Here is a 25,675-nt window from a genome sequence, read left to right as displayed (position 1 = left end):
ATTTCACCCTTTCTTATAATACGCCTTCATCCATTGCACAGCATCCTTATTCGAGACATCTCGAATCGTTTCTACTTCCTCATGTGCAATGATCGAACCATTTTGCAATAATATGATTTGATCTAAAATAGGCTCTACTTCATATAACTCATGTGTTGATAATAATATGGTCTGATGTTCAATATCGGTAAATTGAATTAACCCTTTTATGAGCTGTTCACGAACAATTGGATCAAGACCTGAAAATGGCTCATCCATTAAATAAAATGGTACCTCTCGCCCAAGAGTTGCGGCCATTTTCATTCGACCACGATTCCCTTTTGATAATTGCCGTAGCTTCACATTTTTATCAACCTGTAAAAACTCCGCAACAATACATGCCTTATCATACGAAAAATCTTCGAATTGAGAGGAATAATGCTGAAAAAGCTGCTCACCTGTGTAAAAATCAAAAAACAAATCAATATCTGGTAAATAAGCAATTTTATCAGCACTTCTGCGTGTAACAGATGTTCCATTTAACAATACTTCACCACTAGACGGACGTAATAAGCCTGCCAACACTTTTAATAGTGTCGACTTGCCACTACCATTTTCTCCAACAAGCCCAATGATTTGTCCAACAGGAAAGGAAAAAGACACATCTTGTAGAATAGGCTTTTTCATATAACGAAAAGAGACATTCGATAACTGTAGCATTTATTTCACCTCACGATTTCTTTTGTAAAACAACGAGCATCTCTTCCTTCGAAAATCCAAGTGCTTCAATGGAAGTTAAAAAATGATCTGCTAATTGAGTTTTCATTTCTTCGCGTAAAAGCGCAATTCGCTCTTCTTCAGTTGTAATAAATGTACCTTGACCTCGTTTGGTTTCCGTTATCTTCATCGCTTCTAACTCCTTATACACCCGTTGCACAGTATTGACGTTTACACCTGTTTCCACTGCATATTCTCGAACTGAAGGAAGTCGATCCCCAAGTACTAGCTTCCCTTTCAAAATATCCCCACATATCCGATCTACAAGCTGACTATAAATTGGCTTATCACGTGAAAAGTCGATTGTCATCGTAAAACCACCTTTTCAAGCCACTTTGTCGCTATGATAAATAGGATGGCTACCAAAATAAAAGTTGCTACTTCATCTACGATATACATTGTGCCCAAACTTAAATTCATTGTTGATGACTTTGGGAAAAATGGTTCCAGACCAGTCAAAGGAATGCCTATATGATGGAAAATATTATCATATAATTTACTCCCTGTAAATTTTAACCATGCATTCATACTGATGAAAAAGGTAACCATGGTGATAACTACGGAAAAGTTACCAATAAAGTGTTTCATTTGGAGATTAAATGCAAAAAATAGTAGCACTAGCACAAACATCATCAATTGGAAAATAACAATAATCGCCACAACCAGTGTTAGCAATGAAAGTATTTGGGCGAAGCTGCCTATAATTTCATCTTTGATATTGTATATAGCTATACTTACAAAGATAAAATTGAAGATAGCGTATCCTATTAAGGAGAATACAATTTTCACACCTATAAGCTGTGCAATGGAACTAGTTGAATGCAGCCAGATCTCTTTGGTCCTTAAATCATTACGGATACTAACTAGATATTGTAATACCGAAAAAAATCCACCTAACATCAGTACTAATATCGAGAAGAAAAATGGCAGCTGGTTTTCCATCGTAAATTCATCACTATAACGCCTAATTAAATATGGAATGACCATTGACAGCATGATCCCAATAAAAATCCCACTGAATAGCCATACCCTATAGAGCACCCATTCCTTGTTCAATAACCCTGCAATTTTTTTCAAAGTAAACACCTCGTGTCATAGTGTACTAGTCAAATAGTACACTATGACTTTTAAGTTTGCAAGTATTAAAAGCAAAAAAAAGGAAGAACCTTTAAAATATAGGCTACTTCCTTCATGTTGTAATGAAATTAAGTTTAATAAAGAATGTATCTTCAGCAATTTGAGGGTGATTTTGACGTTTTAACAAAACATGCAACTTTTAATTTTATCAGAACAGTTTTCCGTTTTATCGCCCAACTTTTGAATTATATCGACATCGCCTTCCAAAGAGCAAAAAAGATTCATACAGAAAAACTGTCCGTTAATTCGGAGCCAATGAGCGGGTGATTTCTGTTCCGACTGGTCGCTTTCCTGGGGGCGTCCAGTCAAGTCCTTAATATTGTGTAAAATTCTATACAAAGTTTTCCAACTCTGGCTTTAGTTTTGTCAAATTGTCCAACTTTTGTTGGAATTCGCCGCTAAAAGTGTGAGTTGCGCCGCTAACCATAGGAAGAACGCCGCTAAAACCCGATATTCCGCCGCTAACCAAGCAATGAACGCCGCTAAGAGGTAACCCGTAAAGCAGTGAAGAAATCCTAACCCATTTTCCCTACCACTTTAACCTTTAATCTTGTCGCATTTTCTGGGTGATACGCAAGTGGTGTTTCTTCTACTTCCACTAATTCAATCGTCTCAGACATGGCTCCAGCTAATACTGCTTGTTTCACTGCTTTTTCTTGAGCATCTTTCAGTGAAGTCTCGCGTGGCTCTCTAGAATAAATATAAATCTGTTCATATTGACCACTAATTTGAGCAATAGAAGCACCAATCGCATTTGCTACAGTCCCATTTTCAAAATTAACAATATTAGAGACTCCTTGAAGGGTATCTGGAACAATAATACTGCCTCCACCAACTAATACAAGCTGAACATCCTCTGATGAAGTTTTCATTTTATCAATGGCTTGCTCAATTAAAGAGGATATTTCTGATTGAACATCTTTCGCAAATGCTTCATCAATATGCGCTACTAAACGACGATCACCAACATCAGCTAACCCAAGACGAACAGCAATGTCTGTTGTCGTAAGGGTATTCCCGCCAAAAACAAGTGCTTCTTCAGCGATTTTATATCCAACGCTATCAGGACCAACCGTAATTTTATCGTTATTTACTCGGACAATACTGCCTCCACCTAGCCCAACGGAAATAATATCTGGCATTCTAAAATTTGTGCGAATATCTCCTACTTCTACTGCTACAGAAGATTCCCTTGGAAATCCATCCTGCAAAACCCCAATATCAGAGGTCGTTCCGCCAACATCCAATACCATTGTATCTTTGATTTTTGCTAAATAAGAAGCGCCTCGTATACTGTTCGTCGGTCCACATGCTATCGTTAAAATTGGAAATTGTTTAGCATAATCAATAGACATTAATGTTCCGTCGTTTTGACATAAAAAGACTTTGGCATTGAAAATCCCTTCTCCTTCTAACGCATGAATAAAGCCTGTTGTTGTCGTTTCAATTACTTTGCATAAGGCCGCATTTAAAATAGTTGCATTTTCACGTTCAATTAAACCTACCGAGCCAATCAACGACGAGCATGAAACAGGAAATTCTTCTCCATATACATTTTGTATAAGACTGCGTACCCTCAACTCTTGATCATTTTTTATGGAAGAAAAGACGCCAACTATTGCTATGGATTCCACTTTATCACGCCAGTCCTCTAAAAGGGTTTGAATTTCGCCTTCGTCAAGCTCGCCTAAAAGTTGACCATCATATTCATAGCCACCATGGACTAAGGCATAATTCCCCGATAGTTTTTCAATCATATCTTTTGGCCAAGCAGTATATGGAAGTACAGACGCGGTTGCAGGGTATCCTAGACGGATTACACCAACTTTAGCTAACTTTTTACGCTCTACAATGGCATTTGTACATTGCGTTGTACCTAACATTGCATGCGTAATTTTCGTCTTATCAATGTTCGATTCTCGTAATAAGTTTCGTAAAGCTGTTTCAATACCTGTTTTTATATCTAAACTCGTTGGAGATTTAACACTATGAACGAGATTATTTTTTTCATCTAAAATAATGGCATCCGTATTCGTCCCACCAACATCAATTCCAATCTTATACATGTTCAACTACCACCTTTTTAACCAATTCCTCAATTGGAGCATAATCGTAATCATAACCAAAATATTTTGGACCTACTGTTTCAATTCCTTTATCAGTTCTCCATTTTTCATGAGCTGGCAATCCAATAACTCGGACACGCTTACCGTATTTTAAGCTTTCCGTTGTCACTGGCAACAAAGTTTCATAATCTACTAAACAAATCAAATCAGGGGTCATTGCGACAACTTGATCATTTTTTTGTGCAATAAGGTTTTCATTTTGAAAATGGACCTTCATAGTATCGTTTTTATTGACTTCCATGCCTTCCAGATTCATTTTTCCAAGGTTAAATCCACCCTTCGTTTCTCGAATAACATCGACAATTTTACCTTGAAATAATTCATAACCTGAAACTAGCTGTAGCAATTCATGTAGTTTATCTTTCACATTTCTACTTTTGGTAGCAATAATTTCACCGATTTTTTCTGAAAGGGTAATGATATGATGGACTCCGCTCTGTTTAATCTGATCTCCTGTCGTTGGGTACAAGCTAACTAAAGAGCTTGCGCCCATTTCAACAGTTGCTGAGCGTGCAATGCGTTCTGTCCATTTATTATCAATCGTTTCAAAAATTCCGATATTGCCTTTTTCATCTGTAATAGCCATCGGTGTTGCAGAAATACCATCCAAATTAAACGTCACCATTTGCAATTCTGGGAATGCACGTCCCATTCCATCACAATCAATGAGAGGGATATCCAGTTGTGCAGCTACTACAATTGGGATCATCGAATTCACGCCACCCGCTTCCATTGGATATGTCCCTGTAATCTTTTCTTTTCCAATATACTTCGCTAGCTTTTGAAAAACTTTAACAAATTCATCTCCCCGCGGAAATTTCTCAACTAAAACAGAAGGTGCCCCCATCATAGCTGCTGGAATGAAAAAGTCCCCATCTTCAATTTCATCAACTGAATATAATTTTACTGGTCCATTTTTTTCAATAGCAGAGAGAGCCATCATTTTCCCGATATAAGGGTCTCCCCCTCCACCTGTTCCTAAAAAAGCGGCTCCAATCGCAATATGTTCAATAGCTTCTTTATCTATATATCTCATCTATTCTCCTCCAATATGACAGTCTTTTGCACTGTTAAACGATAACCGAAATAATAAATTACAAATGAAATAACAATACCAATTAGGGGCTGATTCGGTAATTGCGGCATGCTAGGGAATAATGATAAAACAACTGGAATACTTGCAATTACTGCACCAACTAGCCAAGAGAGAACACCTAAACGATTTACACCATCAACTTCCTTCCAGCTTGTTTTATCTCCTTTATTCATCACCCAATAAGAGGCAATCATAACGCCTGCAACTGGTGGAATCATCGCTGATAATATCGACATAATTGGTGTAAAGAAATTTAAAATACCGATCACGGCAAGTAAAGTCCCAATCGTTCCAGCTATGCCAATTGCCATTTTTTCTTTGTCCTTCGAAACGTTAAAAACATTATTTAAGGCGATTCCTCCTGATATTGCATTCACCAAATTGGTTTTCCATGTAGCTAATATCAAAGCGATTCCACCGATAAATGGAGTGACAATATTCAGAAAGACAGCAGTAATATCACTTGTTTGATAGGCGATTGTTAAAACTGCCCCTACGCCAATCATCAATACTCCAGCTGGAATAATCCCAAATGTTGCAGCTTTAAAAACATCTGAGCGTTTTTCGGAAAATTGAGAATAATCACCCGCGATTACAGCCCCAAGTGCAAATGAACCAATCGTTATAGCTAGTCCATTCGAAAAACTCATGTTATTTTTAGGTTTGTAATCCAAGATAAGCTGTAGATTATCGCCGGATAAAGCTTGAACTAGACCTAGTATACAAATGACAATTAAAAATGGAACTGCAATATAACTTAAGACACGTAGCACTTTGATGCCGTAAACAGCTGAAATCACCATCACTAAACCACTAAGTAAAGAAGCTAATGGAATAGGTACATTCATATCATACGTTGCTAACAAATTAGCTAGTGCAACCCCGCAAACATTGGCTTGAATGCCAAACCAGCCTAAGCAAGCAATAGCCAAAATAATAGATAGTATCGTCCGTGATCCTTTTTTACCAAACACTTGTCCTGCGACATGAACGGTCGGCTTTCCTAAATCACTGCTTTGCATTCCTTGCAAAATCATGATGATTACTACAATTGCATATCCAACAAAAGACACGACTAATGCCTTTGTTAAACTCATACCAGAAATCAATGTATTCCCTACTAATAAGCTTGGTATACAAATCATTGCACCGGCCCAAATAATCCCTAGACTATACCAAGACTGACCTTTACTATCTTCCCCCATATCGACCCCTCCTTTTATAGTTCATTAATTAATGTTCTTTATTATAGAAGAAGCTAGGAACGTACGTCTTTTTCAAAAATGAAAAAAAAGTCTGAATTTTTATCTTTTTTGACAAAAATTCAGACTTTTCTAACCATTAATTAGGCGATAGATCATGCAGGCCATATACACATCGTAAAATTCCGAATAAACCGTTACATCGTTGCCAATTAATTCACTAATTTTTCTGATACGATACTTTACTGTATTTTTGTGAATGTATAAGTTTTTCCCACACTCATCAAAACTTCCATTTGCATCTAAAAGAAAAGCAATTAATGTATTTAGAGACTCTTTATCATTTAGAATGGGGTCAATAACTGACAGGTATTCTTCAATTACTTCTTCCCCTTGTTTACTTAAATCAATGGCACGCTTCATCGATCGAAGTTCAGCTGCAGTAAATAATTTGCGCATTGGATAAATGATATGGACTTTCTTACCTACTTGATTCACCAATTGATACATTTGACGAACAGCTTTAGTATTTTTCATTTTCGGTGAGTAAACGATTTCTGATATGTGCGAGTAGTAACTCGTCGTTTCAATAAACTCCGTAGCAATCTCAAATTCATGAAATTTATTCAAGCCATTTCCTAAAAGAACAATAATACAATGATCAATGCATTGAATCACTGTCGTTTGATAATATTTTGAAAGTTGCTCTTCCAGTTCATCCCTTATTTTCTTCTCTTCTGATAAATCATATATATAAATTAACCACATCATTTGAATAGCAGAGACATCGATATTTAGCACGTTAGCCAATCTTCGCATTTTTTCGCTTTCATCGTTAATGATCGCTTTTACTAAAGCATACTCACTAACTTCATCATGCTTATCTCCCCATAAATTAATGGCCACTTGTACAACTTCACTAATTTTTTCAATGGTCTTCGCTGGCAATGGCGTATTCTCTTTAATTACAAATAGATGAAGCTGTTCTCCATTTTTTTGTTGAACATTTTTATATTCAACTACACACGATAAATCGTTTCTTTGAAATTCTAGTTTTCCATTGTCCTTATTCAGATGACTTTGTGAAAATTCCTGTATAACTTGCCAAACATCTAAAGATGAATTTCTAGGCCACATCACTTGATTCACAATATCAAAATTATTGTTTGTCAGTACAATATTTGCTTTCAGGCGATCAGCTAGCATTTTCAATGTGATTTCTACACTTTGTAAATGCTCTGGTAGCAAACTGACCTTTTCTAATGTTTCCTTCACAAACAGATCATTGACAGCCTGATTATTAACGATTGCTTCCATCACTTCGTAAATAACTTCGTTATAACGTAGAGAATAATCATTTTTAGGCATACAAATAATAATAAAACCTTGAGAGTCAGCTAATTGTAGTACTTCCTCTGGAATTTCTGGCATAACAATTCCCACATAATATAAGATAAGTCCCAATTCGCCAAGATCATGTAAGTGTTGAATGGTTGCACATTGTTGTTCAATACTATCTCTAATTGAATAAAAAGAGCTAATGACTAGTTCTTCAGCATACCACTCTTCCTGAACTGATTGGATAATCGTAGATAAAAAATCGACATTTGATACTTCTAACACAGATAAGGATGAGACCGTACGATGAAGATTATTTTTTCCAGTTAATACTTCTGCCCCTCTAAACGATGGCAATTGCAATATATCTTTTACTGTTACCCCATTTTCATTCACCACTTCTTCTTTGTAAAATTATTATGTAATCTCAGATGTGATTTCACAAAGTCCATAAGCCTCGACTCCAACTTGTGGTAGAACATACTATCAGCATAGCCAATGATATTCATATTTTCCTAGTAACCCACCTAATAAAAATTTAACATATTCGTCCTTATGAAGAAGAATACCACATTCCCTGTTATAGAAGAAGAGATAGGCTAAATCTGGTATCATCGGCTATAACGTATAAATTGATAGGTTTAACTTATTTCACTTCCTTATTGGCATCGCTCTATAGATCCTTGAGCTTTACTTGGAAGGTCAAAATAGGCGATCCTTTGGTCTATTGACCTTATCGGATCGCCCTGTTTCGTTTTAAAGAGGTACAGGCTAGCGATTTTTTGATGCTCTGTAGACAAGTATTTATTGCTAATTTGGTACGGAACCACTCAAAAGATCAATCTGACCAATCACATTGTGAGATACTGCAACTCATATCCCTATTTCCCTCATTTTCTCCGTTATTTTCCCTACTCTGCCATCAATATTCGTACCATTAAACTTCGGAAGTTTCAGCTCACTTACGATTTTTCCATCGCGCATAAACATAACACGTTCCGTATGCGCCGCTACCTTTGCATCGTGAGTAACAAGCATTATCGTAGTACCTTCAGCGTTTATTTCAGAAAAAATGTCCATGATCTCTTGCGCTGACTTTGAGTTAAGTGCACCCGTAGGCTCATCGCCGAAAATGATTTTCGGGTTGTTCAAAAGCGCTCGACAGATCCCCGCTCGCTGTAACTGTCCCCCCGAAACTTGTGTAATGTCGCGCATTTCAAGCTCCGCAATACCTACCCTCTTCATAAGTGCTCTTGCCTTCTCTGATATTATTGCAACACTTTTTCTGTTCTGACGCATTGATGGAAGAATAATATTATCGAGAATATTTAGATTTTTAATCATCGTCGGCTGCTGAAATACAAAGCCCATTTTAGTTCTACGTATATCTGAAAGTTCAACCTCCCCGACGGACGATAATTCACTACCATCAAAAATAACCTTTCCGCCATCAATGCTGTCCATGCCGCTTAATGCAAACATTAACGTTGATTTTCCCGAGCCAGAGGGTCCCATTATTGCAACAAACTCCCCATCGTTTATGTCAATGGACGCTCCGTCGAGAACATTAAGCTTTTCATCACCTTCACCGAAAGATTTTTCAATTTGTTCACCGATGATAATCTTCTTCATAAACTACTCCTTTATATTTTCGGATATTTTTATTTTCCCCGCGCCAGATGTACCAATTAATGTTGTGATTAGTACCGTGCATAGCATCATTAACGGACAAATAACGTAAGCCGAAAGTGGATTGACTGAAAAACTAAACGATGACGCCCCAAACGAGGAGATAACTGCGCCTGCAAGTACTTCTCCAAGAGTATTTGCTAGTAGAGTGCCTAGAACAATGCCGATCGTTGATACAAATACTGCTCGCGAAGCAAACTGTATAGTAATATCCGAGTTTGTAAAACCTAATGCTTTCATGACGGCAATCGAATATTTGTCCTTTGCGACAAGCATTTTCATAAATAACAGTGTTACTAGTACCGTTATTACGAGTGCTAAGGCAATGGCAGCAATGGATGCTTTACCGACTGATTTAATAGTCGAGCCGAATGTTTGAGTTATAAATTCATCGATATTAGAAATCTTGGCGAAAGTAAATCTGTCCGTATACTCTGAGACTTTTTCATTTACATGAGATTTATCAGAAAGCTTCGCGCAAATAACGCTCCACATTATATTTTCCGAAGTGTCGGTAAATACTGCCTTTGCCGTTTTTCCGCCGTTGGTAATGTCGGAATAAATACCGCTTACCGTGAGCTTCGTCTCCCTCCCCTTTATCACAATCGTAATGACATCGCCGACATTTTTGCTCATTTCATCAGCGTTCAAAGATGAGAGTGCAATTTCTTTTTCTGCTGCTGGTGCTCTGCCTTCGATATATTGAATCGGGAATATCGAATGGTCGCCGAGTTCGATTTTTATATTTTCTTCCGAACCGTCTTCCTTTTTTATTTTGAATGTCTTAGTTGTAAGGATGGTATATTTTGAAATGGAACTGTCGCTGTTCATAGACTTTAAAACTTCGACAGATTTTTTAGAAATGTGATCAGTCTGCTGGATATCAATACGAATATCGTAGTTTCCAATACCCATATATTTAATGAAACTTGTTGAGGAAATCGTGCTGTAAAGGTTTTGTGGAACAATAATGATAAATGCTGAAATGATAAGTACTGAAAGCATTGTGGTGTAAAGTTTTTTCCTTGCGAGAACATCTTTGATACCAAGAAAAATGTTTGTGTTAAACAACTTATTTCTGTTCAGGCAAAAACGTTTTGCGCCTGCGTTTTTTCCCTGTGAAGTGCCAAAGCGTATTGCTTCTGCAGCAGATATTTTCCGAAAGCGTCTCAACACACCACTGACATAGGCTATTATTGCAAGGAATACGAGTAGTATGCTGATTATTCCTAATGCAACGGCAAAGGAAGAGTTTTCGCTTTCCCCCATATAAAGCCGGATATTTTCAAGAAGGATGTTTTTGAATAGTAACGAAAGTGCAAAACCGAGAATACTCCCCCCTGCTGCAATCGCTGTGTACTTCGCAAGATAAATTTTCTTAATGTCAGAAAGACGCAGCCCTATTGCTTTCATAACACCTATTTCACGGTAATCGTCTTCGATTTTCGCAAGAAGTGTAAAGCGTATACACATAAATGCAATAGTAACGACAAGAACGCTTATAAGAAGGATAACTGCTATCATTATCCCGTCAGAAATTGCGTTAAGTGTTTTGAAAAGTGGATATGTAATCGTTGGTCCGTTCGTTTCAAGACCAGCCGAGGCATAAGCAGTTTCAAACTCACCTAACGACGATAAATCCTTTAATCTAAACTCAATCAAATACTCCGTACTTCCATGGTCTTTTATTGCCGCGTAATCATTCGGACTGACAAGAAATCTTTTTGAGGAAGACAGCATGGAATTCATCTGTGAATCCCGGAGGAAGCCCGCAACAGTAAATTTCTTTCCGCCTATTATTGCATTATCACCGACTTTTGTGGTGTTGTCTTTCATATAGTTAATTGGAACATAAAGCTCGCCATCGGTTACGTTGATAATGTTTCCGTCAAGATTAAGAAGATAATCGAATTTTTCACTTTGTATGCTGAAACCATTGTCTTGAACATTATTCGCTAACGAACTTCCCCCTAAAATAATTTGCCCGTTATCCATATTGAGAAACTCAACCACTTGAAATTCATCGACATTGCTATTTTGATCCGCGAAATTCGCAAGCCGTACGGTATCAATATCACCCGTATGCATTTGCATAAAATGCGGAGTTTTCGCCTGATTCATAAGTGAATCAATCGCACCAGAAAGATTGACGATAAGTATCGCCGAGAGAGAAACGAGCATAGCCGCTACGGCGACAAATATTGTTGTTGTCAGCGTTATCAGTTTGCTTTTAGAAATGTCATTCCGGATTATTCTGAAATACATACGTCACCTCTATATTCAAGTTGAAGAAAATCAATGAAGTAACACAAATTCGCAAACCCATTCCTATTTCTGAAATGAGCTTTCCCGACTTTTGCAGAAAAATTTTCTGAAGAATTCTCAGAACTGTCGATTCCAAATCCTTAACCCTCACCTCCATTCCCAAACATCTTCATCATGTACATAAGACTTCCGCTATCGACACCAAGCAGTCTTTCTACATTGAAGACAAAAGCTGGTATACGTGACGCACGTTCTTCATCTGTCATATCAACCATATCATCATCAAAAACAGTATTCGTATAGGCAACAATCATTTCCATACATTCATATGGATATGGCGTACTGAAAAGTCCTTGCTCAATACCCTCACGGATTATTTCCGTCAATATTGGAGGAAGGCCATTAATGATGACTTTTTGTATTTTTTGATGCATAAGCGCGTTCTGAGGCTTATGTATATGGTCAATAATTTCCTTGCCGTTTTCGCCACTTATGTTAAGTGCCATTACAACACGGACAATACGCTCGTGAATGGGTATGCTCTTATCTGCAGCGATTCCATTGGCTGCATCTAAAATTTGAGTATTATATCGATCAATTAACGCGTCCATAATATCTTCCTTCGACTTGAAGTGATAATAAAGCGTTCCCCGTGCAATTCCGACCTTTTCTAGAATATCGTTAGTACTTGTGCCATCAAAGCCCTTCTGACCAAAAAGCTCATCAGCCGCATCAAGTATTTCGTTTCTGCGCTCTATCGCTTCTTTTCTCATTTTTATTCCCCCTCACCAGACCGACTGTCTGTCGATAAAATTATAGCATTTTACAATAAATTGTCAATACGAAGTTCCGATTTTGTAAAAACTATTAATTTAAACGAATAATAAAGTCCCTCCATGTAAAATTCATCAATGTAAAAATATCCTTTTATTCATAATAAGTGATAGAATTAAATGTAAGAAGTTTATGTGTTAAGAGAGGTAAGCAATAATGTCTGAAGTAAAAAAAATCGATTATACAATTGGGAAAAAGATACGTGAAGGCTTACAGGCAGATTGCCAAAGCTGTTTTGGTCTATGCTGCACGGCTTTAAATATTGCCGCCTCTAGCGACTTTGCCATTAATAAAGCAGCTGGGACACCTTGCCCTAATCTACAATCGGATTTTAGTTGTCAAATTCATAGTACACTTAGAGATCAAGGGTTTAAAGGATGTACAGTTTTTGATTGTTTAGGAGCTGGTCAAAAGGTTTCTCAAACAACCTTCCATGGACAGGACTGGCGACAACACCCTGAAATTTCCGAGAAAATGTTTAGTGCCTTTCCGATTATGGAACAATTGTATGAAATGATTGCCTACGTATCAGAGGCATTATCGTATACGGTTGATTCATCCCTATTTAACAAACTACATATTCAATATGAACAGCTTCAACGTACAATAGAGCTAGAAGCAGATGATTTACTAGCAATAGATATTCCTAATTTCCGACTGCCCGTGAATGATTTATTGTTAGAAACAAGTGAACAAATTCGCCAAAGCCTTATTGTAAAGATTGGAAAAAACACTCGAAAGTATGACAATCGTGGGGTTGATTGGATTGGGAAAAATTTAAAGGACAAAGATTTAAGAGCAACTGATCTTAGAGGGGCTTATTTAATTGCCACTAACTTTCAAAATGCTAATTTAAGAGGTGTTGATTTTATAGGTGCTGATTTACGTGACGCCAATTTACGCGGGGCAGACCTTTCAAGCAGTATGTTTTTAACCCAAATGCAAATTAATTCTGCCCAAGGTAATCACCAAACAAAACTTCCCTCCCACTTGAAACGTCCATCACATTGGGATAACTAACTTCTAAAAAAGGGCAGAACTATTCCCCCTTAGACTAAGAAAAAACTATTTTGTTTTCTGAATAGTTTCTATAAACCTTGAAAAAGAGCAAATAGAAAAGGCGTGTTTTGAACTAAGATTGATCAAAACATGCTTTTTCTAATCTTCAACTAATGGTGCACATCTTTTTATTTAAATGTTTAAACTCTAAACTGTTTAAAATGATGGTCAAGGTGCTTGTATACGCATTTACCCCATTGTCCAGAAGTGAGTTTCCCAAAAAAAGGATGAGGATGTGTTGTGCACTTCTCAGGTCCGTTATGTTGGAATGTGATAATTTTTTGTTTAAGCTTTTCTTTTTCTATCTCAAATTCTCTATCATCTGCAATCAAAATAGTTGGAATCGTAGACATATTATGTGGCAATGTCTTGTCATTGTAAACGATTTGTTTTGCAAACCTTCCTAACTATTATACCTAACCAACTTCTTGGTGGAAAAGATTTTCCCATTGCGATGTCTTGGAAAGATGAACAATGCGCTAGCATTTGGGCAACATCCATTTTTCCCCATTGCGGTTGTGAATTTGGACTCAATTTGTCTATACGCTTTAAAACTTCTGCTGTATGCAAATGGTCAAAAATATTTTTCATTTGTTTGCATATCCCCTTTAAGATGTTTGGTATTTTAAACGGTTGACAACGCTATCTGTAAATGAACAACATAACAAAAGGACTTATGTGTATGAGTTGTAATACGCACAAGTCCCCTAGATTATTGGAGCTAAATAACATTATTAAATTGCACCTAATGATAATACAATCCCTATTTCAGTAAAGCTACAATTATAGATTTTTAATTACCAATAAATTCAGAACCCAACCAAGAATTGAAATGATAATAATACTCCAAGCATTTTTCTTACGCTGTACTACACCTACAATTCCCATAATCACCCCTAGTACTGGTGAAAATAGAATACCGATAATATACGCGAAAATATTGTAGGTATTATAACTGTAGGTTTCGTTACTTTCATTACCGTATTTGTCACTATCCATCTCCATCCCCCCATCTTTTTAAGGCCAACTTGATGTTGTTGTTGTTGTTGTCGCTTTGATAAACCCTTTTGTTGCTGTCGCTTCGCTTTCGCACAGATAAACCCTTTTGTTGCTGTCGCTTCGCTTTCGCACAGATAAACCCTTTTGTTGCTGTCGCTTCGCTTTCACACAGATAAACCCTTTTGTTGCTGTCGCTTCGCTTTCGCACAGATAAACCCTTTTGTTGCTGTCGCTTCGCTTTCGCACAGATAAATTGCCACAGCATGGCGTTCTTAGACTAAGCTCCTCTTTTTTAGAGAATGTTTAGACATCCGCTGAATTAGCTACTTAGCAATTTTATTAAGCCTATTCGAATAATCACTCAAATAAACTTATTCCTTCTTCCATTTATAGGGGATATTCGCCCAATCGTAAAATATATTAAAAAGGAAAACTAAAATTGAAATTCCAATAATTTGTCCCCATTGAATGTCATCACGAAACAACCATTGAAATGTAATAGATAGTATGAAAAAAGTTAGAGAAAATTGTATATTTTTCTTTATATTTTTTGTCATGTCCATCCTCCCCATACAATAATACTCCATTTCTACATAGTTAAGAAACTCCCACTGTTAGTTTCAGTAACAAAATACTTATAAAAGATAAATATACAATTAATTACATATACTCGTAAAGGTGTATTGAAAAAATAAAAAAATGTTCAACTTTTTCATTTTTTTAATCACTAAAACGTTCTTCTAAAATATTTAAGTCTGCCATCATTAGGCCATGAGTGCAATAATGATACTTGTAAGTTAGATTTTCCATGCTATAATGATAGGAATTATCATAAAGAGAGATAGATTAACAAAATAGATATATTAAATAGAAGAGAGGTGAAATCGATGGAGGCAGTTTTAAGCGAACTAAAGCAAATCAATCAACGTCTTGATTCAATCGAAAACCGTCTTGAGTCTGTGGAAAACCGCCTTGATTCATTGGAAAACCGTCTTGAAATAGTAGAATTTGAGCAGCAACAAATCAAACAAGCTGTTTTAGAAACGAACGAAAAAGTAAACCGACTAGCAGTTATTCAAGAAAGTCAGCACCGCATTATTGAATTACTATCAGCTCGCTCGATTGAGCATGAAGCTGAGTTAAAAAAAATAAGTGATCTACAAGGTGTTGTCTGAAGGTTCCTTCAAAATAATTCTAGCATATTTTCAAATGGTAAAAATCCGCCCTGCTCTTCTCTGGCAAGGCACGATTCGTATCGCTGTATTTTTTACTCACGCTTTGACGCAAGCATAGTTACGCCAACACTCTCTGCTGTATCTCGTGCTCTTCCACTCCCCGTAGAAGTCACGCGGATTTTTACCTAACATTCTTATTCTATATTTTTAGGGTAGCTTAAATGATCTTCAAAGGTTAACTCACTTCTCTAAATTCAGATTTTGAATATTACTACTTTATACTTTCATCAAAAAAAGGCAGATGAAAGTATATTCATCCGCCCTCTACTTATTTTTGTTTCTTTTTATAAATAATCGTAGCTACAACAAGTAAAAGTAAAATTGCCTGTCCGAGCATTGTTTCTACTGTTGGATAGAAACCAATGAAGCTGACAACTGGCAAGCCATCTACAATTGTTGTTGAAACAGTACCTCTTAGCTGCAATGTATGCAGACTGACACCAATAATTTTAAACGCCAATACATAGATTAACACCGTTGCCACTGCGAAAAATTTATGAATTGGTATTTTCGCACTTGCTTTCAATAACACAAATGCAAAAATAGCTAATAATATAAGTGCTACTACGATACCTAGCACAAATTGAGATGTCTCCATTTTAGGTGCAATCCCCGCATAAAAGACAAGTGTTTCTGCCCCTTCACGGAAAACGGATAAGAAGCTAATTGCTGCCATTGCAAACACCGAACCAGTTGAGATTGCATTGCCCATTTGTTTGGAGATATAGCGATTCCAGCTTGTCACACTTGATTTACTATGGAGCCAAATACCAACTCCAATCATCATTGCAGCTGCTAGTAACCCAATATATCCTTCCATCAGCTCTCGACTTGTATCAATTGTCGCTGATTGGAAAAGTGTCGACATTAAAACTGCTGCTACCGCTGATAATAAGATCCCTACAAATGCGCCAGCATATATCCATTTACGCATTGTTTTTTGTCCAGATTTATCCAAGAACGATACTAATGCCATAATAATGAGCAGTGCCTCTAAGCCCTCTCGAAGTAAGATTAAGGCTGCATCCCACAGAGTATAATCTGAGTCATCTTGAATCAGCTCAATTTCAGTACGGAAAGTATCAAGCTTACTTTTAATTGCTTTGACGTCGACGTTAGATTTTAATAAGTCACTAACGAGGATCGGCATATCACTTTCAATTTTTGTATAAAGGCTGCCGTTACGTGTTGAAATATCAATTTCTACACTCGGCCATATTTTAATGAACTCTCGAATTTTATCAGATGCAGCCTTGAAATCACCCGTATCGATAAAATCGTTTGCTTCATCAATATAAGCGACTAGTGTTGCTAAAGAATACTCACCTTCAACAACTTCCGCCGTATCATTGCCTGCTACAAAATCCTCAATTGTTTGTTTTAATTCTGCATATTGAGATTGCATTAAGGCTACATCTGGCTTTTCAGAAGCAAGTGAAATCCGTATAAAGGCCATCTGTGTTTCAATTTGGCCGTACATCGCAATGCTTTGCTCGCGTACAGGGCGTTCAATTTTCTTCCATTTTGCATTGAAATCCTTATACGCTGCGTCAATTGTAGTTAAATCACCACTTGCTAGGGCATCTTCAAATGCTTTCATGATAGGTTTAAATTTCGTGCCAAATTCTGCTCGCTGCGCTACTTCATCTACAGGATTCTCAAGCTTTTCTAAAGCACGTAAGGCATTTGACAAGTCAGATAGTGCCTTTAAACGTTCATCCTTGGAAGTAGCTTTAACTGCTTGCGCAAGAATTTCATCCACTTTTTCTTTTGCTTCTTTTTGCTCAGACGTGACTGACGCCCAGTCTGTTGCAAATTGTTCAAGGGCATGTTCTGCCTCAGTTTCTTTGTCCTGCTTCGTATTCATTAGCGCATCACTAATAGAAATGTATAAGTGACTATATGATTGCGCTGCTTGCACTGGTACAGCAAGTGCCAATAACAAGCAAAGTACTAAACTACAGCGCGTTAAAAAGTGCTTCACCTATATAACTCCCCTTTTGTACACCAGGGAAGCAAGCGAACACTGCGCTGCCTCGATGTGTAGTATACTCATTCATTTTATCCATACGTCCTAAGCTATTTTGAACTGTTATAAATTGGGCTGGATCTTTTTGAAAAGAAATAAACATGAGTCCCGCATCATGCGCACCTGTATTCGTCATAACACCTGATGCATAAGAGTAAGAACGACGTAAAATACGCGCCCCTGATTTACGTGCCAAATGTACATGTGACGTATCTGGCATAATATACTCACCTTTGCTATCCTTCGCCTCTACATCGAAATCATCGAACTCTTTCTTTTTACCAAAAGGTGCACCACTATCGCGATAACGCCCAAATGTTGCCTCCTGATCTTTCAAAGATGTGCGATCCCATGTTTCAAGATGCATTTGAACTTTACGTGCAACTAAATAAGAGCCACCTTTTAGCCAGCCTTTATCGACCCATACAACTTTATTTAAATCTTTGTCATCAGTAGTCGATGGATTCCCAGTGCCATCCTTGAATGCAAATAAATTTCTCGGTGTTCCTCCACCAGCTGGGAATGAGTTAAAGCCTGACTGTGACCATTTAATTTCTACTTTACCAGATGCTGCACGAACTAAGTTACGTACTGCGTGGAATGCCACCTGAGGGTCATCCGCACATGCCTGAATACAAAGATCTCCACCAGTAAATTCTTTTTGTAACTGATCCTTTGGGAAATGAGGTAAGTCTTTTAATTCCTCAGGCTTCAAATGTTGGATACCAAGCTTATCAAACAAAGATGGTCCAACACCTATTGTGATCGATAAATTTGAAGCGTCTAAGCCCTCCGCTTCACCTGTATCTCCCGTCGGCACTCTAGTATTTGTTGTTAAATCTACCATTAATTCACCATTCATTAAACGTACAACAAGAGGTGTCCATTGTTTGAACAACTCTTGTAATTCTTTCTTTGATGTAAATAAAACATCTAAAGAAGCAAAATATATATTTGTCTGAACCGGTGTAATAATGCCAGATTGATGTTTTCCATAGAAATCAATTTTATTATGTGCTGTCGTGCTGTCCGCAACAGGCTCAAACACATCATAGCCCATTACTTTCATAACCCCACCTAAGCCAGAAGCACCGATAGCTACACCTGCTACTCCCATGCCTGTTAGCTTTAACATGTCACGTCTAGATATTTTTTTATTGATCCATTTTTCATCATTTGACACTGTCATTTATTATCACTCCAAAATAATACCCATTTGGCTTAATGGTTCTCCAAGTTGATTTACTGCTGCTGCAAGTGCTTTTGTGTTTTCTTCCGTTAACTCTTTGTAAGAAACATATCCACCATCTACTGTTGCATGCTGTGCCAATAAATCATCGACTGCTTTGAATTTTTCATCTAATGTTGCTACTAAGTCTTTGTCTTTCGCTTCTAATTTCGGACGTAGGATTTCAAAGATTTTTTCTGCGCCTTCGATGTTAGCTTTAAAGTCATAAAGGTCTGTGTGAGAATAGATTTCCTCTTCGCCAGTAATTTTAGATGTCGATACTTCATTTAATAAATCAACCGCACCTGTAATCATTACATCTGGTGTTACTTCTACAGTTTGAACTAAAGCATGTAATTCTTTTGCATCTGCTAGTAATTGATCTGCTATTTTCTCGTAGCCTGCTGTTTTATTTTCTACCCAAAGCGCATGCTCAAGCTTATGATAGCCCGTCCATTCTTCCTCACCCTTACCTTCTTCTTGGATATCAGCTAAACGACCATCGATACGTGGGTCAAGGTCACCAAAGCTCTCTGCGATTGGTTCCGAACGCTCGAAATACATACGTGCTGGTGCATAAGCTGCTTTTGCTTTTTCAATGTCACCAGATTTAAATGCGTCCACAAAGTCTGTTGTTTTTATTAAGAATTGATCCATTTGCTCTAAAGCGAATTTTTGATAAGCTTCTAGTTCAGCAGTTAGATCAACCTTTGAAGTTTGCTCTGTTTGCTCTGTTGCAGGCTTATCTTCTTTTTTAGCTTCATCTGTATTGCCGCAGCCAGTCATAAGAATGCCCCCTGCAACTAATACTGACAATAATGATGTTTTTTTCATGCTAAGTACCTACTTCCGAAATAGTTTATATTGAGAATGATAATGATTATCATCTCTGATTGCAAGAAGTATTTTTATTTAAAGAAAAAAACATCATTATCTAGTTGATATTGATGTTTTTTCTTCAATATAAAGATTCTATGGTATGAGATTTACGCTTGTTTTAAATTCTCAAATTTTCCGTATAAGAAATAATAAAGGACAATTGACACTAAAATAACAAATACCATCGCGAAGAAAATAGCACTGTACCCCGACGTCGGAACGAAGAATCCTAAGAAATAAGGACCCACCCCTAAACCTAAATCATATAATATAAAATATGTCGATGTCGCAAGTCCTAAACGTTCATTTGGCGTAACTTTAATAGCTATTGCTTGCGCTACTGAATTGAAATTGCCATATCCAATCCCAATGCAGGCAGCAGCAAGTAAAAATGCAACACCACTTGTTGCCGAACTAAAGGCATACATGCCGACTGCAAAAATAACTAGGCATGGATAGATAATAATGTTCGCACCTCTAGTATCTAACAATTTCCCTGTAAATGGACGTGTCGCTAAAATAACAATGGCATAAATGATAAAGAAATAACTTCCCGCTGTTACCAAATCAAGCTCTTTCGCATAAAACGTCATAAATGACATAACTCCTGAATAGGCAAAACCAATAACAAGCGCCACAAAAGCAATTGGCACAGCTCGCATTTCGATAAAATTGGATAGCTTAAATCCTGTTTTCTCAGCCATTTCTTTAGCCTTCTTCGGTGCATCTGGAACGGTTACGATAAAATACATTAAAAAACAAACAATAGCTAATACAGAATCGACTGCAAAAATCATCCGATAATCTTCAAACAGCTGTGTTAAAAGAATACCAACAAAAGGTCCAATAGCAGTAGCTAAAATAGCACTTAAGCTGTAATAACCAATACCTTCTCCTCGTCGCTCAGGCGGTAAAATTTGTGCAATAATTGTTCCTGTCGCCGTACTCGCCATCCCAAGTGCAATCCCTTGTACTAAGCGATTGATCATCAAAAGCGGCAAATTCGTCGCGATAAAATAAGACATCGTTGATAACATAAACAATAATAACCCACAAAATAATGTTTTCTTGCTACCCCAATCCCCAATGATACGCCCTGTCCCGAGACGACCAAATAAAGTACCAATAATAAAAATACTCGATACAAGCCCTGCCGTACTAGTTGATGCCCCAAAATGCTCAACTGCATAGCCTGCAATTGTTACCATTAATAAATAAAAAATTAATGTAATGGTAAAGTTAATAAGTGAGACGATTAAAAAGTCCTTCGTCCAAAGTTTATGTCTAGTTGCTTCCACTTTTTCTCTCTCCTACCGATTGATGTTTGCACAAATGTTCGCTAACACTTTTGTCGCAATTTCAATATCTTTCTCTGATACTCCTGCGAGTGCCTGTTCAAAAAATGGTTTTAATTGTGCCTTAATTTCCTGCACAACCTCCTCACCATTAGCCGTTAATTGCACAAGCTTTTCACGCTTATCCCTACCCGCTACAGTTTCCACATAGCCAAGCTCCACAAGCTTTTGCACAAGCCTTGTCACACTCGGTTTTTCAATATACATGAAATTCGCAATGTCAACAAATGTATGTGGACCTTTATCCATCAATAATCGAAGGAGTGCCCATTGAGAACTATATAACTGATATTTCTCTAACTGCATATTCACTAAATTGATAAACGGTCTGTACATTAAGCGGTACTGATTAAAAAATTCTTGTTCAATTGTCAAAAATACCACTCCTTTTATATTAGTTAGCCTAGCTAACTATATACTTAAAAAATCTATTTGTCTAGTAGGGAATTTGCGAGAAAACCGCAGTTAGGAAAGTTCTTTCCGTCGGGGCAAGGGTTCTTTCCGTCGCTCTGATATTTTTTTCCGTCGGTGAACCCTTGTTTTCCGTCGCCGTTAATTCTATCCGTCGCCTCGAGGTTTCTTTCCGTCCGTACCGGAGTTCTTTCCGTCGCTCTGACACTTCTTTCCGTCGATGGGGCATCGCTTTCCGTCGCATCGTTCCGTCTACAACATATCTAGCAAATATTTAGACCGCTTGAATTTTTTGCTCTTTAATTAACAATTAAATACTTCCTATTACTTTTTGTTCCTTCAGCTTTTAACGGTAACTTTTGTAGTAATTTATAAGCTGAATTAGGTGAATCTATTTTAAAAAACTCACAAAAACTTTTATTCGTTAACGTTTCGCCTACTAGCAATCTATAATCTTCAAGCGTTCTAAAAATAGCCTCGTTATCAATTGTTTCACAGCGTTGACAGTACCATTTTGGATAACGATAATTCATAGGTTGTCCATTTAAACAACTTTCACATAGCACACCTTTTACTATATCCTGAACAGGCAGTGCTATCTCTCTTTTGATTGGCCTATGCATGGACAATAATTTAGAAGCAAATTGAAAAAGCTTTTCCTCATCCAACGTCGCCTCTTTATGCTGTTGAAATAATTCTCTAACGTAATATCGTAAACCTGAAACATGAAAAATTGGTTGCCCCCTTAAACTCTTTGATAAAATTGCATTTTTAGTTGCCAAAACGACAGCATAATGAACTGGAATCTTAAGTCGGGACTGATGTAACATCTCAGTCATCCATTCTAAATGACGCGAACCTTGATGAAACGGATTAGTCATTCCCTCAACATCGCCTTCTATTGTTGTTCTTGTAAATTGACTAAAGGATTCATCGAAATCTAGAAAGCCTGTTACATTTTTAATTTCGATAATCAATATTAATTGAGGACATAGTAAAACCGTGTCTATTTGATGAGTAGTACCAAAGTGATTAACTATTTGCAAATCATGAAGAAAATAATGCGGATGAGGTAAAATAATTTCAAGCCATTCGGCATCAATTCTTTGCTCCCCAGCAAAGCCTGCTTGAATACGCCTCAACTTCTCAAAATAATTCATGTAGTCTGTATGTGTACTAGGTAATCTTCGTATCAAAGCTTCTAAAATTTTGTGTTGCTCCGATTCCTGACGATTTAATAAAATCATTGTTTCTTCACCTCCTATAACTATTTTATAAAAAAAGAACCTCATAAAAAGAGGTTCCAAAAAACTTGAAATACATATAGTACAAATTAAATCTTTCACCAACTTTTTTAGATAGAAAGAACGGAAAAATCCCTACTATTCAACTCTTGCTAGCATTTTTTTGCTTGCTATCCGTCGGTACCGGAGTTCTTTTCGTCGTTGGGGCATCGCTTTCCGTCGCCACTAATTCTATCCGTCGCCCTCGGATTGCCATCCGTCGATTCAGGGGTTCTTTCCGTCGCTCTGAGACTTCTTTCCTTCGATAGGCCCTCACTTTCCGTCGCCGCTACTTTAATCCGTCGCCCTCAGATTAACATCCGTCGATTCAGGGGTTCTTTCCGTCGCTCTGAGACTTCTTTCCTTCGATAGGCCCTCACTTTCCGTCGCCACCACTTTAATCCGTCGCCTTGGGATTGCCATACATCGATGCAGGGGTTCTTTCTGTCACTCTGAGACTTCTATCGATGAGGCCTTGCTTTCCGTAAAGCCTTTCAACAAAAAACAATTGAATAGCTAAAGTTATTTAGGGTGAAATATTTATAATCAAACTACTAAAAAGGTATTACATTTTAATGATGTAGTACCTTTTTTATTGTAGTTATATGAAATACCCATGGTATTATATGTAATATTATAATCAAACTAAATGAAATATAAATGTAGCTTTAAAATAAAGTTTGAACAAAAACACCTCGTAAATCCTTACACTAAGATTAATAAGAAGCGTCCATTTTGAAAAAAGATTAATCAAAATGGATGCTTCCTTAGCATTTTTTGTTTTCTTATTATAAAAAAGTTTGATCATTTTCTACAGCGTTACTTCATAAACGCGCCCGATTGTGGAAGAAGAAGGTGAATAAATTCTATCTTTATTGAAAACAGCTGAAATAAAAGCTATTCGTTGCAACATCAGGAGATTTTTGCATTTTCACCTATGTCATCGTTTAACCATTAAAATTATAAATTTTTTCTTTAGTCGTTCCTGTCATCATATCTTTAAGTTGATATGTGTTATTCATAACTTCTTGCTCACCTAATACTATAACGTTCGGTATATTTTCACGGTTAGCCTTGTCCATTGCCTTGCGTAGTTTCTTGTCGCCAAGTTCAACGACCGCACGTTTACCTTGTTGACGAAGTGTTGTGGCCAGCTGTAATGCTTCCTTTTCAACACCAATAGCAATAATATAAACGTCAATTTCACTTTCAGCAGCAGCTTTTCCATTCAATTCGAATGCTGTAAAAATCACATCTAAACCAAATGAAATGCCGACTGTCGGGAAGCTTTGATCGATGCCAATTAACCCTCCAATCGCGTTATCATAGCGACCACCACTGCCAATGCTTGATTTTATGGAACCATTTTTTAAGAAAAGTTCATAGATTGTTCCTGTGTAAATTTCAAGACCTCGCGCTAAAAATGGAGAAAAAACGCAATAATCCTTTATATTTAAAGCTTGTAAATACGAATCTAACTCACGTAGCTCTTCAATGCCTTCTTGCACAAAGCTATTCAACACTGTATATTGATTGAAATAATCAAGTACTGGTTCAGCATCTAAAAATTGTTCGATTGCAGCTAATGAATCGCTTGTTAAGTCTAACTCTTCTAGCTCCTTCACTAATGTCATTCGATCAATTTTCTCCATTTTATCAAGCACTAATATAACGCGATTCATCACTGCTTCAGGTACAGCAAAACATTGCAACAAACCGTAAAGTAACTTTCGATTGTTATATTGAATGAGAATGTCTACGTCCAGCTTACGAAATGCATCAACAGCCATCATCATAAGCTCTGCTTCAGCAGCTTGTGATTTGACGCCAACAATATCCACATCGCATTGAGTAAACTCACGAAAACGCCCTGTCTTAATGGGCCCGTCACGAAATACTTTACCAATTTCATAGCGTTTAAATGGCATCGATAGTTCTGGATTCATAGCGATAACCTTTGCAAATGGAATTGTTAAATCATAACGTAACGCTAAATCACGTTCCCCACGATCCGTTAGCGTATACATCTCCTGTAAAATCTCTGCTCCACCTGCATATTTAGATGCCATTAAATCTTTATAATTAAGAATTGGTGTTTCCAAGGGTTTACAGCCATATAAAATAAACGTATCTTCTAATGTTCTACGAATTGTGCGGCGAATAGCCTCTTGTTTAGGTAAATAATCTTGTGTTCCTCTTACATTTTGGTAATCCATCTTTTTCATCATATCTTCCTCCTCGTTTTTAGCAAATAAAAAAACGTATAACACTAAAGCTCCTAAACGGCTTTAATTATACGATTCAACGGGAAAAAGTCTTCCTATTCAATATTAAAAAAAAATAAAGATAGCAAGACTAATTAATATGATGATGATGTGTAGTTTTATAAATTGTTGCGACGAAATCGACCATAATTTTTACCTCCTTTTAAATTATATTAATAATACAAGATATGTTAATAAAATACAATTTGGATATTTATAAATAATTTATGTTTGTAATAAATAGTTACCAAAGCATCACGTAGTACCATTTATAAAAGAATGTTGTTCAACAATCTGGCCCGATTGTTGAATAAGAAAACTGCATTCCATACAGGTTTTTTATCAAACTTTATTATAAATGATCGAACTTAATTATAAATTATCAATCTTTTTAAAAGACCACAATAAAAAATACATCCATTATCTCAATAAAGATTTAATGGATGTATTTTTATATACAAATAAAAGTTTGATTATAAGTTTGATTATA

General features: G+C 36.9%; 22 protein-coding genes and 1 pseudogene. 2 read left to right on the top strand and 21 right to left on the bottom strand.

The window, feature by feature from the left end; translation table 11 throughout:
• Positions 1 to 3: 3 nt before the first annotated feature.
• From ACFVT8_RS15115 to ACFVT8_RS15070, 10 genes are all read right to left on the bottom strand, one after another.
• Positions 4 to 699, bottom strand: a complete 696-nt coding sequence (locus ACFVT8_RS15115) for an ABC transporter ATP-binding protein (protein WP_387081369.1) — start codon at positions 697 to 699, stop codon at positions 4 to 6.
• A 10-nt stretch (positions 700 to 709) separates the two neighbouring features.
• Positions 710 to 1,066 carry a GntR family transcriptional regulator gene (locus tag ACFVT8_RS15110; protein ID WP_387081368.1) on the bottom strand — a complete coding sequence of 119 codons (357 nt, stop codon included), beginning with the start codon at positions 1,064 to 1,066 and terminating at the stop codon, positions 710 to 712.
• On the bottom strand, positions 1,063 to 1,842 hold the full coding sequence (locus ACFVT8_RS15105) for a hypothetical protein (RefSeq protein WP_387081366.1): 780 nt from the start codon (positions 1,840 to 1,842) through the stop codon (positions 1,063 to 1,065). The genes ACFVT8_RS15110 and ACFVT8_RS15105 overlap by 4 nt, the downstream gene beginning before the upstream one ends.
• A gap of 566 nt (positions 1,843 to 2,408) precedes the next feature.
• Complete coding sequence (locus tag ACFVT8_RS15100) at positions 2,409 to 3,959, bottom strand: hydantoinase/oxoprolinase N-terminal domain-containing protein (RefSeq protein ID WP_387081365.1); 1,551 nt, start codon at positions 3,957 to 3,959, stop codon at positions 2,409 to 2,411.
• Positions 3,952 to 5,055: an S-methyl thiohydantoin desulfurase family protein gene (locus ACFVT8_RS15095; protein WP_387081363.1), complete on the bottom strand. Its 1,104-nt coding sequence runs from the start codon at positions 5,053 to 5,055 to the stop codon at positions 3,952 to 3,954. Before ACFVT8_RS15095 ends, ACFVT8_RS15100 begins: the two co-directional genes overlap by 8 nt.
• Positions 5,052 to 6,320 carry a cytosine permease gene (locus tag ACFVT8_RS15090; RefSeq protein ID WP_387081362.1) on the bottom strand — a complete coding sequence of 423 codons (1,269 nt, stop codon included), beginning with the start codon at positions 6,318 to 6,320 and terminating at the stop codon, positions 5,052 to 5,054. Before ACFVT8_RS15090 ends, ACFVT8_RS15095 begins: the two co-directional genes overlap by 4 nt.
• Before the next feature lie 129 nt (positions 6,321 to 6,449).
• Positions 6,450 to 8,051 (bottom strand): PucR family transcriptional regulator, encoded by a 1,602-nt coding sequence (locus tag ACFVT8_RS15085; protein WP_387081361.1) that lies wholly within the window; start codon positions 8,049 to 8,051, stop codon positions 6,450 to 6,452.
• Between the two features lie 477 nt (positions 8,052 to 8,528).
• Positions 8,529 to 9,287, bottom strand: a complete 759-nt coding sequence (locus tag ACFVT8_RS15080; protein WP_387081359.1) for an ABC transporter ATP-binding protein — start codon at positions 9,285 to 9,287, stop codon at positions 8,529 to 8,531.
• Positions 9,288 to 9,290: 3 nt separating this feature from the next.
• Positions 9,291 to 11,609: an ABC transporter permease gene (locus tag ACFVT8_RS15075; RefSeq protein WP_387081357.1), complete on the bottom strand. Its 2,319-nt coding sequence runs from the start codon at positions 11,607 to 11,609 to the stop codon at positions 9,291 to 9,293.
• Positions 11,610 to 11,749: 140 nt separating this feature from the next.
• A complete protein-coding gene (locus ACFVT8_RS15070; RefSeq protein ID WP_387081355.1) occupies positions 11,750 to 12,382 on the bottom strand; it encodes a TetR/AcrR family transcriptional regulator in 633 nt (210 codons plus the stop codon).
• Between the two features lie 217 nt (positions 12,383 to 12,599).
• Here ACFVT8_RS15070 and ACFVT8_RS15065 point away from each other — a divergent pair, with 217 nt between their 5' ends.
• Positions 12,600 to 13,463 (top strand): pentapeptide repeat-containing protein, encoded by an 864-nt coding sequence (locus ACFVT8_RS15065; protein WP_387081354.1) that lies wholly within the window; start codon positions 12,600 to 12,602, stop codon positions 13,461 to 13,463.
• 179 nt (positions 13,464 to 13,642) lie between these two features.
• Here ACFVT8_RS15065 and ACFVT8_RS15060 read toward each other — a convergent pair.
• The 4 genes and pseudogenes from ACFVT8_RS15060 to ACFVT8_RS15045 form a co-directional block, all read right to left on the bottom strand.
• Positions 13,643 to 14,093, bottom strand: a pseudogene (locus ACFVT8_RS15060) (DUF1569 domain-containing protein).
• Positions 14,094 to 14,285: 192 nt separating this feature from the next.
• The gene (locus ACFVT8_RS15055) at positions 14,286 to 14,501 is read right to left on the bottom strand and encodes a hypothetical protein (protein ID WP_387081352.1); all 216 of its coding nucleotides are present in this window, start codon (positions 14,499 to 14,501) and stop codon (positions 14,286 to 14,288) included.
• 18 nt (positions 14,502 to 14,519) lie between these two features.
• Positions 14,520 to 14,669: a hypothetical protein gene (locus tag ACFVT8_RS15050; protein WP_387224283.1), complete on the bottom strand. Its 150-nt coding sequence runs from the start codon at positions 14,667 to 14,669 to the stop codon at positions 14,520 to 14,522.
• A gap of 203 nt (positions 14,670 to 14,872) precedes the next feature.
• On the bottom strand, positions 14,873 to 15,058 hold the full coding sequence (locus ACFVT8_RS15045; RefSeq protein WP_387081351.1) for a hypothetical protein: 186 nt from the start codon (positions 15,056 to 15,058) through the stop codon (positions 14,873 to 14,875).
• Positions 15,059 to 15,388: 330 nt separating this feature from the next.
• On the opposite strand from ACFVT8_RS15045, the gene ACFVT8_RS15040 reads away from it, so the two are divergent.
• A complete protein-coding gene (locus tag ACFVT8_RS15040) occupies positions 15,389 to 15,676 on the top strand; it encodes a hypothetical protein (protein ID WP_387081349.1) in 288 nt (95 codons plus the stop codon).
• Between the two features lie 328 nt (positions 15,677 to 16,004).
• On the opposite strand, the gene ACFVT8_RS15035 is transcribed toward ACFVT8_RS15040, so the two are convergent.
• From ACFVT8_RS15035 to ACFVT8_RS15005, 7 genes are all read right to left on the bottom strand, one after another.
• Positions 16,005 to 17,720: an FTR1 family iron permease gene (locus ACFVT8_RS15035; protein ID WP_387081347.1), complete on the bottom strand. Its 1,716-nt coding sequence runs from the start codon at positions 17,718 to 17,720 to the stop codon at positions 16,005 to 16,007.
• Positions 17,695 to 18,954 carry an iron uptake transporter deferrochelatase/peroxidase subunit gene (gene efeB / locus ACFVT8_RS15030; protein ID WP_387081345.1) on the bottom strand — a complete coding sequence of 420 codons (1,260 nt, stop codon included), beginning with the start codon at positions 18,952 to 18,954 and terminating at the stop codon, positions 17,695 to 17,697. The genes ACFVT8_RS15035 and efeB overlap by 26 nt, the downstream gene beginning before the upstream one ends.
• 6 nt (positions 18,955 to 18,960) lie before the next feature.
• On the bottom strand, positions 18,961 to 19,827 hold the full coding sequence (gene efeO / locus ACFVT8_RS15025) for an iron uptake system protein EfeO (RefSeq protein ID WP_387081343.1): 867 nt from the start codon (positions 19,825 to 19,827) through the stop codon (positions 18,961 to 18,963).
• Positions 19,828 to 19,979: 152 nt separating this feature from the next.
• Positions 19,980 to 21,170 carry an MFS transporter gene (locus tag ACFVT8_RS15020; RefSeq protein WP_387081341.1) on the bottom strand — a complete coding sequence of 397 codons (1,191 nt, stop codon included), beginning with the start codon at positions 21,168 to 21,170 and terminating at the stop codon, positions 19,980 to 19,982.
• A 12-nt stretch (positions 21,171 to 21,182) separates the two neighbouring features.
• Complete coding sequence (locus tag ACFVT8_RS15015) at positions 21,183 to 21,611, bottom strand: MarR family winged helix-turn-helix transcriptional regulator (RefSeq protein WP_387081340.1); 429 nt, start codon at positions 21,609 to 21,611, stop codon at positions 21,183 to 21,185.
• 326 nt (positions 21,612 to 21,937) lie between these two features.
• A complete protein-coding gene (locus ACFVT8_RS15010) occupies positions 21,938 to 22,885 on the bottom strand; it encodes a nuclease-related domain-containing protein (RefSeq protein ID WP_387081339.1) in 948 nt (315 codons plus the stop codon).
• A gap of 983 nt (positions 22,886 to 23,868) precedes the next feature.
• Positions 23,869 to 25,146, bottom strand: coding sequence for a histidine--tRNA ligase (locus ACFVT8_RS15005; RefSeq protein WP_387081532.1), 1,278 nt, complete (start codon positions 25,144 to 25,146; stop codon positions 23,869 to 23,871).
• Positions 25,147 to 25,675 lie beyond the last annotated feature (529 nt).

The sequence above is a fragment of the Lysinibacillus sp. NPDC058147 genome, assembly GCF_042884205.1.
Taxonomy (GTDB): Bacteria; Bacillota; Bacilli; order Bacillales_A; family Planococcaceae; genus Lysinibacillus.
This window is presented reverse-complemented; position numbering and strand designations above follow the sequence as displayed.